The 12,941-nt window shown below is 74.8% G+C and carries 8 protein-coding genes; 3 read left to right on the top strand and 5 right to left on the bottom strand.

Annotated features, from left to right (window positions below):
* Nucleotides 1-7: 7 nt before the first annotated feature.
* Entirely contained in the window at nucleotides 8-697 is a 690-nt protein-coding gene (gene ftsE / locus ACLIN4_RS13630) for a cell division ATP-binding protein FtsE (protein WP_043372426.1), read from the bottom strand.
* A gap of 225 nt (nucleotides 698-922) precedes the next feature.
* Between ftsE and ACLIN4_RS13635 the strand changes: the two genes are divergently transcribed.
* A complete protein-coding gene (locus ACLIN4_RS13635) occupies nucleotides 923-1,114 on the top strand; it encodes a hypothetical protein (protein ID WP_100049777.1) in 192 nt (63 codons plus the stop codon).
* Between the two features lie 123 nt (nucleotides 1,115-1,237).
* Here the strand turns inward: ACLIN4_RS13635 and ACLIN4_RS13640 are convergent, their stop codons facing one another.
* From ACLIN4_RS13640 to ACLIN4_RS13655, 4 genes are all read right to left on the bottom strand, one after another.
* The gene (locus ACLIN4_RS13640) at nucleotides 1,238-2,137 is read right to left on the bottom strand and encodes a hypothetical protein (protein ID WP_307652735.1); all 900 of its coding nucleotides are present in this window, start codon (nucleotides 2,135-2,137) and stop codon (nucleotides 1,238-1,240) included.
* Nucleotides 2,138-2,448: 311 nt separating this feature from the next.
* Nucleotides 2,449-3,555, bottom strand: a complete 1,107-nt coding sequence (gene prfB / locus ACLIN4_RS13645) for a peptide chain release factor 2 (RefSeq protein WP_100049684.1) — start codon at nucleotides 3,553-3,555, stop codon at nucleotides 2,449-2,451.
* A 71-nt stretch (nucleotides 3,556-3,626) separates the two neighbouring features.
* Nucleotides 3,627-4,880 carry a serine/threonine-protein kinase gene (locus ACLIN4_RS13650; protein WP_411575820.1) on the bottom strand — a complete coding sequence of 418 codons (1,254 nt, stop codon included), beginning with the start codon at nucleotides 4,878-4,880 and terminating at the stop codon, nucleotides 3,627-3,629.
* A gap of 140 nt (nucleotides 4,881-5,020) precedes the next feature.
* Nucleotides 5,021-6,739: a serine/threonine-protein kinase gene (locus ACLIN4_RS13655; RefSeq protein ID WP_100049682.1), complete on the bottom strand. Its 1,719-nt coding sequence runs from the start codon at nucleotides 6,737-6,739 to the stop codon at nucleotides 5,021-5,023.
* Nucleotides 6,740-7,180: 441 nt separating this feature from the next.
* On the opposite strand from ACLIN4_RS13655, the gene ACLIN4_RS13660 reads away from it, so the two are divergent.
* Both ACLIN4_RS13660 and ACLIN4_RS13665 read left to right on the top strand, forming a co-directional pair.
* A complete protein-coding gene (locus tag ACLIN4_RS13660) occupies nucleotides 7,181-11,266 on the top strand; it encodes an FHA domain-containing protein (protein ID WP_411576753.1) in 4,086 nt (1,361 codons plus the stop codon).
* Between the two features lie 254 nt (nucleotides 11,267-11,520).
* A complete protein-coding gene (locus ACLIN4_RS13665; RefSeq protein WP_100046949.1) occupies nucleotides 11,521-12,939 on the top strand; it encodes an ABC transporter substrate-binding protein in 1,419 nt (472 codons plus the stop codon).
* Nucleotides 12,940-12,941 lie beyond the last annotated feature (2 nt).

Below are 12,941 nucleotides of genomic sequence, written 5' to 3' on the forward strand. Positions count from 1 at the left end.
CTCGTCGTCAGTGCTGGTAGCCGTAGACGCCGCGTGCCTGGTCGCGGACGAGGCGGCCCTTCTCCAGCTCGATGACGCGCTTGCGCATCTGGTCCACGATGTTCTGGTCGTGGGTCGCCATGATCACGGTGGTGCCCGTCCGGTTGATGCGGTCGAGCAGCTTCATGATGCCGACGGAGGTCTGCGGGTCGAGGTTGCCGGTGGGCTCGTCGGCGATCAGCAGCTTGGGCCGGTTGACGAAGGCACGCGCGATGGCGACGCGCTGCTGCTCACCGCCGGACAGCTCGCCGGGCCTGCGGTCCTCCTTGCCGCCCAGACCGACGAGGTCGAGCACCTGCGGCACGGACTTGCGGATCTCGCCGCGGGACTTGCCGATGACCTCCTGCGCGAAGGCGACGTTCTCGCCGACCGTCTTGTTCGGCAGCAGGCGGAAGTCCTGGAACACCGTCCCCAGCTGGCGCCGCATCTGCGGCACCTTCCAGTTGGACAGGCGGGCGAGGTCCTTGCCCAGGACGTGCACCTGGCCGTGGCTGCACCGCTCCTCGCGGAGGATCAGCCGCAGGAAGGTGGACTTTCCGGAGCCGGAGGACCCCACGAGGAAGACGAACTCGCCCTTCTCGACCTCCAGGGAGACGTCCCTGAGGGCTGGGTGGCTCTGTTTGGGGTAGACCTTGGAGACGTTGTCGAATCGGATCACGGATGCACCACGGGTAGCCGGGGGTAGATGTGCGTGACCATACGCGAAGCGGGGAGCGGACCGCAGTCACCGGTCGGGGTTGCGCATCAGTTGCGCGTTTTGTCCCTGCCCGCCTCTGAGGGGAGGGCGCGCGGGGCCCCACGGAACCTGGCACAGTGGATAGGGGAACGTTCACGGCGGTGTGGGCGTTGTCCCGACAGAGCCGGTGGCAAGGAGGGCGAGCGCATGACGTACGACCGGTTGGTGTGCGCGAACTGCGCGGCGCCCGTGAGCGAGGGCCGGTGCCCGGTGTGCCGGGCGAACCGCGAGCGGCTGCAGCAGGGGAATCTTTTCGCGGGCCTGAATCCGACGACGCTGATCGCGCTGCTGGCGGTGCTGATCGCGGCGGTGGCCTTGCTGGCCCACCAGACCGTCTGACGCCCGCGGAGGGCCCGCCGGGGCCCTGGGGCGAGGGTCGACCAGGACAGAGAAGGGGCCCGGAGCGGTGTTCGCTCCGGGCCCCTTCGCGTGCGTGCGCGGTGCGTACGCGGGTGACTACCGTCAGGCAGCCGCGCCGCGGCCGTTCATCAGGCGCGGCAGCATGCGGAAGCCGATGCCGCCGGCGATCATCGTCGCGGCGCCGACCAGCAGGAACGTGGTCTCGGCGGCGCCGGTCTCGGCGAGCTCGTCACCGCTGCCCTGGGCGGCGGTGTCGGAGGAGGCCGGGGCCTCCTCGCCGGTGTCGGTCAGGGCCGAGGAACCCTCGTCCTGGGTGACGTTGTCGTTGCTGCCGCCGTCGGGGGTGGTGCCGCCGGTGGTGTCACCGGTGGAGCCGCCGTTGCCGCCGGTGGAACCGCCGCCGTTGCCGCCGGTGGAACCGCCGCCGTTACCACCGGTGGTGCCGCCGTCACCTCCGGTCGAACCACCATTGCCGCCGGAGTTGCCACCATTGCCGCCGGTGTTGCCGCCATTGCCGCCGGTGTTTCCGCCGGTGGTGGTGTCGCCGGACGTGCCACCCGTGGTGGTGTCGCCGGACGCACCGCCGGTCGTCGTGTCACCCGTGGTGCCACCGGTGGTGGTGTCACCGGACGTGCCACCCGTGGTGGTGTCGCCGGACGCACCGCCGGTCGTCGTGTCACCCGTGGTGCCACCGGTGGTGGTGTCACCGGACGTGCCACCCGTGGTGGTGTCGCCGGACGCACCGCCGGTCGTCGTGTCACCCGTGGTGCCACCGGTGGTGGTGTCGCCGTCGCACTCCGGACCGGTACCGATGTCGCACGGGTCGGGCTCGTCCTCGCCGCCCTGCACGCTCACACCGAGGTTGACACCCTCGCTGCCGACGCCCGCGCCGATGCCGATCTCGAGCGCCGAAGCCGCACCCGCGGCGGTCAGCGACGCGCCGGCGGCGATCACCGCACCGGCCGCTATCCGCGCGACACGAATCCGCGTCTTCTTCGTCATGTAGTTGCTACCCCCAGTAGCCGATTAGTCAGTGAGGCCGCACTCGGGGGCCGTGATCGACGGGAGGTAGCTGCCTGCTGAAGTCCCCCGGTTCACATGCGCCCCAGAAATACGCATGCCGCGCCTCACCCTTACGAATGTTCAAAGCAACGTCAAGGCCGTTGCGTACGCGATGTCCAGGTAAGGGACGTATGCCGGACACAATGGGTGTGAGTGTGACGTAAAAGCTGGTCAACACCGTCAGAAAAAAGGCAACCGCCCCCTGGACGGGGGCAGTTGCCTTGTCGACAAAGCGCCGTACGCGCTCCGCGCTACTTCTCCTGCTGCTTGCGCCAGCGAATACCGGCCTCCAGGAACCCGTCGATCTCGCCGTTGAACACGGCCTCGGGGTTGCCCACTTCGTGCTCGGTGCGCAGGTCCTTGACCATCTGGTACGGGTGCAGGACGTACGAACGCATCTGGTTGCCCCAGGAGTTGCCGCCGTCGCCCTTGAGGGCGTCCATCTTGGCCTGCTCCTCCTGGCGGCGCCGCTCCAGCAGCTTGGCCTGGAGGACGTTCATGGCGGTGGCCTTGTTCTGGATCTGCGAGCGCTCGTTCTGGCAGGAGACGACGATGCCGGTGGGGAGGTGAGTGAGTCGCACCGCCGAGTCGGTGGTGTTCACGCCCTGGCCGCCGGGGCCGGAGGACCGGTACACGTCCACCCGCAGCTCGGACTCGTCGATCTCGATGTGGTCGGTCTGCTCGACCACGGGAAGGATCTCGACGCCCGCGAAGGAGGTCTGGCGGCGCCCCTGGTTGTCGAACGGCGAGATGCGCACCAGGCGGTGCGTGCCCTGCTCGACGGAGAGGGTGCCGTAGGCGTACGGCGCCTGCACGGCGAAGGTGGTCGACTTGATGCCGGCCTCCTCCGCGTACGACGTCTCGTAGACCTCGGTCTTGTAGCCGCGCTGCTCGGCCCAGCGCAGGTACATCCGCTGGAGCTTCTCGGCGAAGTCGGCGGCGTCCACGCCACCGGCCTCGGCGCGGATGTTGACGAGCGCCTCACGGGCGTCGTACTCGCCCGAGAGGAGGGTGCGGACCTCCATCTCGTCCAGCGCCTTCCTGACGGCCGTGAGCTCGGACTCGGCCTCGGCGCGGGTGTCCGGGTCGTCCTCCTCCTCGGCCATCTCGAAGAGCACGCCGAGATCGTCGATCCGGCCGCGCAGGGCCTCGGCCTTGCGCACCTCGGCCTGGAGGTGCGAGAGCTTGCTGGTGATCTTCTGTGCCGCTTCCGGGTCGTCCCAGAGGGACGGCGCGGCCGCCTGCTCCTCGAGCACGGCGATGTCTGCCCTCATCCTGTCGAGGTCCAGGACGGCCTCGATCGACTCCATGGTCGAGGAGAGGGACTTCAGCTCTTCGGATACATCGACGACTGCCACGCATCCAGCGTAACGGCTCCGTCCACCGGTCTTCGCCGGGTCGTCCCGTGACCGCCGTGGCGCGCCCGGCCTCAGGGCGAGGCCGGCGCCGAGTTCCGCGTGTCCTGGGGGCCCGTGTCGCCCTCGTCATCGCCCGTGGTCAGCCAGGTGCCGACGCCGACCGCCGCCACCAGGGCGACCGCGCCGACGCCCAGGGCCAGCCTGCGTCGCCGCGCGGTGGCACGGTTGCGGGCCGAGCCGGGGCGCGGGGCGCCGGACGCGCGCGGGGCGCGGGCGGTTCCGCGGGCGCCGCCGGCCAGCTCGTCGGGGGCCGGTACGCGCATGGAGGTGTGCGTGTCGCGGTTGGAGTCGGCCGGTTTCGCGCCCGGCACCAGCGGCACCGCTCCCCGGCGCCGTACCGGCTCCCCGGTGGGCGTGGCGCTCCCCGGGGAGCCGGCGGCCTCCTCCGGCTCGTCCGCCTCCTGCTCGGCGTCGGGCTCGTCGACGTCCAGCGGACCCATCCCGGCCAGCATCGGCAGCAGCTCGCGCAGCCGGGCGCCCAGCTCCGAGGCGCGCAGCCGGGAGGCCGGTGCCTTGGCGAGGCACTGCACGAGCAGCTGCCACAGCTCGTCCGGGATGCCGGGCAGGGGGACGACCGTCTCGGTGACGTGGCGGCGCAGTACGGCGCCGGGGTGGCCGCCGCCGAACGGGGTGAAGCCCGCGAGCAGCTCGTACAGCACGGTGGCCAGGGCGTAGATGTCGACCGACGCGCGCGGGGGCAGGCCCTCGACGATCTCCGGGGCCAGGTAGTCGGGCGTGCCGATGATCTTCGTGGCGCGGGTGCGGCGCGGGGTGTCGATCAGCTTGGCCACGCCGAAGTCGGTCAGCAGGGCCGGGTGCGAGCCGCCGGGACCGAGCGGGCCCTGCATGTCGAGCAGCACGTTCTCGGGCTTGACGTCGCGGTGCACGACCCCGGCGGCGTGCGCGGCGGCCAGACCGTCGGCGACGTCCGCGACGACGGCCACCGCGGCCTCGGGCGCCAGGCGCCGCTCACGGTCCAGTCGGGTGCGCAGGTCGGTGCCGCGGACCAGGTCCATGACCAGCGCGAGGTCGTTGCCGTCGACGACCAGGTCGCGCACGGAGACCACGTGCGGGTGCTCCAGGCCGAGCAGGGCGGTGCGCTCCTGCACGAAGCGGGAGACCAGCTCCTGGTCGGACGCCAGGTCCTCGCGCAGCAGCTTGATCGCGACGGGTCCCTCGGGCCCCTCGCCGAGCCACACCGTGCCGGCGCTGCCCCGCCCGAGGATCTGGTGGGCGGTGTACCGGCTGCCGATCTTCCGTGCCAAGACTGCTCCTACCGACGCGTGTTGCGCTTAAAAGTACGCGTCCGTGGAGGCGGTCTTCACCGGGGAGGCCGAAATCACCCGTCGGATGTCGACAAATCCCCAGACTCGCCTCCGGAGCGGCGGCTGGGGCGGCCGTCGGATCAGCCGCCGGTCGACGTCCCGCCGCTGCCGCCGCCGATCTCGCCGAACCAGTCGGTCACGGTGGTGAACCAGTCGCTGAGCTGCTCCCAGTAGCCCTTGCCCGTGCCGATCCAGTCCTGGAGCGGGCTCAGCTCCCAGATCAGCCAGCCGGCCACGAACAGGATGACGAGCGTGAACAGGCATCCCTTGAGGCAGCCGAGCCCGGGGATGCGCATCGGGTTGGCGCTGCGCTGCCGGGGCGGCCGGGGCTCGCGCCGGGGCGGCTGCGGCTCGGGCGCGGGCGGCGGGGCGTAGCGCTGCGGCTGGGGCCGGGGCGCCTGCTGGGGCTGCTGCGGCTGGGGCGTGGCGTACCGCTGCGGCTGTTGCTGCTGCGGGTAGCCGTAGCCGGGCGGCGGTGCCTGCGGGGCCTGGCGGGGCGGCTGCTGCGGGCGGGAGACCTGCCGCTGGGGGCGGCGGCGCAGCGGGTCCTGGTTCGGGTCGAGGTACTGGACCTGCGTCTGCTCGTTGCGGTCGCGGGCGGCGCGGAGCTGGTTCTGCCAGGGGTGCGGGTCCTCGGGCCCGCCGCCCTCGCCCTGGCCGGGTCCGCCCGGCTGTCCCGGCGGGACGGGCGGCATGACGGCGGTCGGGTCGGCCGCGCCGCGGTTCGGGAGTACGGCGGTGGGGTCGGCGGCGCCCGCCTGGTTGCCGGTCTGCGGCAGGACGCTGGTCGCGCCGTTCGGGTCGTAGGCGCCGTTCGGGTTCTGCGCGTTGTGCGGGAGCACCTGCGTCGGGTCGGCGGCGTCCGGGGCGCCCGGGACCTGCGCGGGCGCCGGGTCGGGGGCGAGGAGGGCGCCGACGTTCTCGGCGGCGCCGATCTGCGCGCTGTTCGCGTGCACCCCGATGCCCTCGGCGACGACGCGCAGGCCGCGGGCGAGGTTCTCGGCGCTGGGGCGTTCGTCGGGGTTCTTGCGCAGGCAGCGCTCTATGACCGTCCACAGCGGGTCGGGGACGGTGGAGGGGCGGCGCGGCTCGGCGCTCAGGTGCTGGTGCAGCACCTCCAGGGCGGAGCCGCCGCCGAACGGGGGCCGGCCGGTGACCAGCTCGTACAGCAGGATGCCGGCGCCGTAGACGTCGACGGCGGAGGTCTGCGGGCGGCCCTCGGCGGACTCCGGCGCCACGTAGGCGGGCGTGCCGACGAACTCGTGGGTGCGGGTCAGGCCGGGTGAGTCGGCGAGGCGCGCGATGCCGAAGTCGGTGAGCATCGGGTGCATCTCGCCGCCGTCCTGCTTGAGCAGGACGTTGGCCGGCTTCAGGTCGCGGTGGACGACGCCGTCGGCGTGGCTGGCCGCGAGGGCGTCGGCGATCTGGGCGGTGAGCAGGGCGGCGGCGACCGGGGTGAACGGCCCGTTCTCGCGCAGGTACCGGTGCAGGTCGGGGCCCTCGACGAGGTCCATGACCAGCGCCAGCAGCTCGCCCTCGACGACCAGGTCGCGGACCCGGACGATGTTGGGGTGGGTCAGCCGCAGCAGGACGGAGCGCTCCCGCAGGAAGCGCATCACGATGTCGGGATCGCTCGCGAGCTCCTCCTTGAGGACCTTGATCGCGACGGTCTCGCCGGGCTGACCGGCCACGGCGGCCTCGGCGCCCGCGGTCTCGCGCTGGCGGGCACGCCAGACGGTGCCCGTGGCGCCGCGGCCGAGGGGTTCCTCGAGGAGGTACTTGCTGCCTACCGGCCGCACGTCATGCGCTCCCTGTTGCTTGCTGGCTGTTCCGACCCACTGTAGTGCCGTGCTCCCGGCACCGGGCTGTCGTCGTCGTGTGGGTTCCCATTGGTCCGCGGGTACGTCTTACGTTCCGCTTGCGGCGCCTTTCAGGCGCGCGTTCGAAGGGAAGACGCGCGACCCGGTCCCTTGGTTGCCGGGCCCGGACGTGACCGATCTCAAGCGGTCTCCGTTCGATCAGCGGGAGGTCACCTGTCAGGCACTTTTGCGGGCAGAGCCGACCATTCAAGATCATTTGGCGGTGGGCGACGGGCGCGTTGTCAGTGGCAGGTGCGAGGATGCGTGCAGTACTGGCCGACGTGCTCGTGTGGCGGTGGGGGAAGTCCGCGGTGGGGGACCGTGGTGAACGGCTTCTGTCCCCGGCGCGCGGGCGCCCGCGCGAAGGGACCGCTGACGGCGATGCAGATCCGGCTGACCGTCGTAGACCCGCTGGGCCCGCATGCTCCGGAGGGGGACCCCGCCGCGAGCTGCGACGTGCTGGTCACCGCGCCGGTCGGCACCGCCCTGGCCGCGGTCGCCTCCGCGCTGGCCGCGGCGCTGCCCGGCGGCGAGGCCCCGGGGACCGGCCAGGTGGTGCTCTACGCCGGTGCGCAGCGGCTCGATGCCCAGCGCCGCACCCTGGGCGAGCCCCCGCTGATCGACGGCGCCGTGCTCTGCCTGGGCGCCCCCGGCCTGCCCGACCCGCACACCGACCCGGCCGGCGCCCCGGCCCAGCTCCACGTGGTCGCCGGTCCCGACGCGGGCGGCGTCCACCTGCTGCACGGCGGGCAGATCCGGCTCGGCCGCTCCGCCGACGCCGACGTGGCGCTCGACGACCCGGACGTCTCCCGGATGCACTGCGCCGTGACCGTCTCCCCCGACGGCGGCGTCTCGGTCGCCGACCTCGGCTCGACCAACGGCACGACCCTGGACGGCACCCGCGTGGGCGACCGCCCGGTCCGCCTCACGCCGGGGGCGCTGCTGCGGATCGGCGAGTCGGCGCTGCGCCTGGTTCCGGCCCGCCCCGGGGCGGAGGCGCGGCTGGCCACGACGGCGGACGGGGAGGGGCACGTACGGCTGTCCGGCGTGCCCTCGTCCTCGTACGGCGCCGGGGAGGGGGTGGCTCACGCGCGCGTGGCCGACGGCGCGGGGGGCGACGGCGGGGCGGACGGGTCCGCGCGGGCGGCCGGGGCGGCGGACGGCGGTCCCGGACACCGGGCCGGCCCGGCGGGGAGTCCCGGGCGACGGACGGGCACGGCGGGCGACGGTCCGGGGCACCGGGGCGAGGCCGCGAGCGGCGGCGCCGGGCACCGGGGCGGGACGGCGAGCGGTTCCGGACACCCCGCCGGGGCGGCGGACGGCACGGCGCACACGACCGGGACGGCGCACGTCGGCGTCGGGCAGCACCAGGCCGGGACGGCGCACGGCGGGCCCGGGCGCCAGGGCAGGCCGGCAGGCGGTCCCGGGCGCACCGCCGGCGGGGCGGACGGCACCGCGCACACGACCGGCGCGACGGACGGCGCCGGCCCCGGGACCGGCGCCGACGGCCGGAGCGGCCCCGCCGGCCCGACCCACCACGTCCACGGCTCGGCGGGACACCGGACCGGTGCGACCCCGGCCGGGTCGCCCCAGGTGCCCGGGCAGGGCGGCGCACCGCGCATCGAGAGCCACGGCACCGGCCCGGTGACCGGCGGATCCCGGCCGGCCCCGCCGGCCGGTGAGACACACGGCGGCGGGTTCGGGCCGGGCGCGCACGGCGCGGGCCCGTTCGGCGCGCCGACACACGGCACCGGCACGTTCGGTGCGGAGTCGCACGGCACCGGCGCGTTCGGCGCCCAGCCGCACGGCACGGACGCGTCCGCCACCGCCCCCGGCACGAGCGCGTCCGGCGCCGGCCGCCCCGGAGCGACGGACGCCACCGGCCCGGATGCCGCCGACGCACGCATCCCAGCCCCGGGTGCCGCCGGTGCGACGGCGCCCGGCACCGCACCCGCCGCACCCTTCACCCGGGCCCCCGGGACCACCGACGCCCCCGGACGGGACACCGGCACCGGCACCGGCCGCAAGGGCACGCCGCTGCGCGGCACCGACGTACCCCAGGGCGTGCGCAGGCGGGGCGGGCTCGGCGCGTGGGCGCGGCGGCTGGCCGGAGGACGCGGCGGGGCGCAGGACGCCACCGGACCCGGCCGACGGGCGTACGACGCCGAGGCGGCCTCCCCCGCCCCGGCGGCCCCGGCCACCGGCGCCTCGAGCGCCCCCGAGACCTGGCCGGACCCCGCCTCACTGCTGCTGACGGCCCTCGGACCGGGCCCCCGGCTGTGGGAGCGCGGCCCGGGCCACCCGGAGGCGCTCACCGTGCGGCTCGGTACGGCCGACCGGGTGGCGCCCGGCGGCGACGCGCCGCTGCCCGCGGTGCCGGTGACCGCCGGTCTGCGCGAGGTCGGGGCGCTCGGGCTGGCCGGCCCCCGCGCGCGGCTCGCCGGGCTGGCCCGCGCGGTGCTGGCCCAGCTCGCCGCGCTGCACTCCGCCGACGTGCTGGAGATCGTGCTGATCAGCGCCGACCGTTCCCGTCCGCTCGCGGAGCGGTCGGCCGAGTGGTCGTGGCTGGGCTGGCTGCCGCAGCTGCGGCCGGGACACGGCCAGGACTGCCGCCTGCTGCTCGCCTACGACCGCGAGCAGGCCATGGCCCGCTCCCACGAGCTGCTGCGCCGCCTGGAGGACCACCTGGCGGACACCCGGAACGGCGAGGCACGCACGCCCGCCCGGCCCGCCCCGGAGACGGCGGCCACGATCCCCGCCCAGCCCACGGCCTCCGAGCACGACGCGCGGCACCCCGCTCCCGCGCCGGGCACGGACCCGGACACCACCCGGCGGCCCTCCTGGGCACGGCCGGACGACGGGTCCGACCCGGCCGCGCGCTTCGCGGGTCCGTACACGGTGGTCGTCGTGGACGGCGACCCCGGCGGTGCCGACGTGCGGGAGGCCGTGGCGAGGCTGGCCGTGGAGGGACCGCGGGCCGGCGTCCACGTCGTGTGCCTCGCCGAGACGGCCGCCGCCTCCCCGACGTCCCCGGTGACGGAGACGTACGAGGCGGCCTGCGCGGTGTCCCCCGTGTTCCGGGAGTGCGGGGCCGTGGCCCTGCTCAGCGGTGACGTGGCGACGGCCCTGCGGCTGCTGCGCGTGGCCCGCGGCGAGGCGGCCCCGAACGGCCGGGGCGGCCCCGTCGGCCACGGCACCCTGGGCACGGTGGACGCGGTCTCCCTCGCCTGGGCCGAGCGGTTCGCGCGGGCGTTGGCCCCGCTGCGCACCGACCAGCCCGACGGCGAGCGGCACACGCGGGTGTCCGCACCGCTGCCCCAGGCGGCCCGGCTCCTCGACGAGCTGGGCCTCGCCCGGGCCACCCCGGCGTCCCTGATGGCGCGGTGGGCGGACGCGGCCGACGACGCCCAGGCCCTGGGCGGGCGCGCGCACGCCGTCCTGGGCGCCGGGCCGCGCGGACCGGTCGCCGCCGACCTCGCCGCCGAGGGGCCGCACCTGCTGGTCGAGGGCCCGCCCGGCAGCGGCCGCACCGAGCTGCTGCGGGCGCTGGTCGCCTCCCTCGCCTCCGCCGAGCGCCCCGACCGGCTCGGGATCGTCCTGGTGGACGGCCGGGACAGCGTGAGCGCGGGCGGCGGGCACGGCGAGGGCCTGCGCGTCTGCACGGACGTACCGCACGTCACCACCCACCTCACGGCCAACGACCCGGTCCGCATGCGGGAGTTCGCGCAGTCCCTGAGCGCGGAGCTGAAGCGGCGCGCCGAGCTGCTGGGCCGTTCGCACTTCACCGAGTGGCACACCGGGCGGGAGCTGTCGGGCCGGCTGATCGCCCAGCGCACCCCGACGGGCGGGACCACGGCCGGCGCGGCGACGGAGACCGGCGACGTCGACTCCCCGCCCAGCTCCACGCTGCGCCTGCGGCCGGGCGCGGCCCGGCGCCGCACCGCCGCCGTGCCGCCGCTCCCCCGCCTCGTCGTCGTCGTGGACGACCTGGACGCACTGGTCACTCCCCCGCTCGGCTCGCCCGGCCGGCCCGCGGCGGGGTCGGTGATGCGGGCGCTGGAGGCCGTCGCCCGGGACGGCGAGCGCCTCGGCGTGCACCTGGTGGCCGCCACCGCGCCCGGCGGCCGTACGGCCCAGACGGAACCGTCCCTGCGCGCCACCGTGCGGGTCACCCTCGACGCGCCGGTGCCGGGCCCGGACGAACCGGCGCCGGGACGCGGCCGGTTGACCCGCCCCGACGGGCAGACCGTGGAGTTCCAGGGCGGCCGGGTCACGGGCCGCATCCCGCGGACGGCGACGCTGCGGCCCACGGTGGTGCCGCTGGAGTGGCACCGCATGGGCGACCCGCCCACCCGGCGGCCGGTGCGGGAGCTGGGCAACGGGCCGACCGATCTGGCGTTGCTGGCCAGCGCGTTGGAGCGGGCGGCCCGGGAGGTGTCGGCGGCGGAGGTGCCGTCGCTCCTGTAACTCCGGTCGCTCACGGGCCGCCCTGTCACCCCCCTCAGAGGGAGTGCGAGGACGATGCCGTCCGGGCCGCGGCGGGGGCTCGGGAGCGACGGCCCCCGGCCGGGCCCGCACCGGCGCCGGTCGCCCGGTCACGACGCGGTCACGAAACCCCACTTGACAGCGGACGCGCTCTTGCCGCCCTCACCCCCCTGGCGTACACCAGAGCGCACGGGACAGCGCCGAACGTTCGACCAGGAACGAAGAACGGGGCAGTGATGCGCACGAGCAGCACCATCCGGACACGCAGGACCGTCAAGAGGGCCGGGAACGGCGCCACGAAGAGGACCACCAGGGCCGCCGCGTTCCTCGCCGCCGGGGCCCTCGCCCTCTCGCTCACCGCGTGCGGCGGTGACGACGACAACGGTGGCGACAAGGACGGTCAGGGAGGCGGCGACAAGGACCCGGCCGCCACCGTCACCCTTCCGAAGCTGGACGGCGAGAGCCTGGAGGTCGCCGCCGTCTGGACCGGCGCCGAGCAGGAGAACTTCAAGAAGGTCCTCGCCGAGTTCGAGAAGCGCACCGGCGCGAAGGTGACCTTCGTGCCCGCCCAGGACCCGATCATCAACTTCCTCGGCTCGAAGGTCGCGGGCGGCGCCCCGCCGGACGTGGCGATGCTCCCGCAGCCCGGTGCCATCAAGCAGGCCGTGGACAAGGGCTGGGCCAAGCCGCTGGGCGCCGAGGCCACGAAGGAGCTGTCGGAGAACTACACGCAGGGCTGGCAGGACATCGGCAAGGTCGGCGGCAAGCAGTACGGCGTCTACTACAAGGCCGCCAACAAGTCCCTGATCTGGTACAACGCGCAGGTCTTCGAGAACGCGGGCGCGGCCGAACCCAAGACCTGGGACGAACTGCTCACCACCGCGCAGACGGTCTACGACTCGGGCGTCACACCGTTCTCCGTCGGCGGCGCGGAGGGCTGGACCCTCACCGACTGGTTCGAGAACGTCTACCTCTCCCAGGCCGGCCCCGAGAAGTACGACCAGCTCGCCAAGCACGAGATCAAGTGGACGGACCCCTCCGTGAAGGAGGCCCTGACCACCCTCGCCGAGATCTGGGGCAAGAAGGACTACGTGGCGGGCGGCGCGACCGGCGCGCTCCAGACCGACTTCCCGGCCTCGGTGACGCAGACCTTCACCGGCGGCGACCAGCCCAAGGCCGGCATGGTCTACGAGGGTGACTTCGCGCAGGTCAACATCGGCGAGACGGAGGCGGAGGTCGGCACCGACGCGAAGGTGTTCCCGTTCCCGGCGGTCGGCGACACCGCGCCGGTGGTCTCCGGCGGTGACGCGGCGGTGATCCTGGAGGACTCGAAGGCGGCGCAGGCGCTGGCCACCTGGCTGGCCTCCCCGGACGCGGCGGCGATCCACGCGAAGCTCGGCGGCTACCTCTCGCCGAACAAGAACCTGGACGCGTCGGCGTACCCGAACGACGTGCAGAGGAAGATCGCCGAGGCCCTGGTCGCGGCCGGCGACGACTTCCGCTTCGACATGTCGGACCAGGCCCCGCAGGCCTTCGGCGGCACGCCCGGCAAGGGCGAGTGGAAGGCGCTCCAGGACTTCCTGAAGAACCCGAAGGACGTCGCGGGGACGCAGCAGCGGCTGGAGGCGGACGCGGCCGCCGCCTACGGAGGCTGACG

Origin of the sequence: Streptomyces mutabilis (assembly GCF_046628145.1) — a bacterium.
Taxonomy (GTDB): domain Bacteria; phylum Actinomycetota; class Actinomycetes; order Streptomycetales; family Streptomycetaceae; genus Streptomyces; species Streptomyces mutabilis.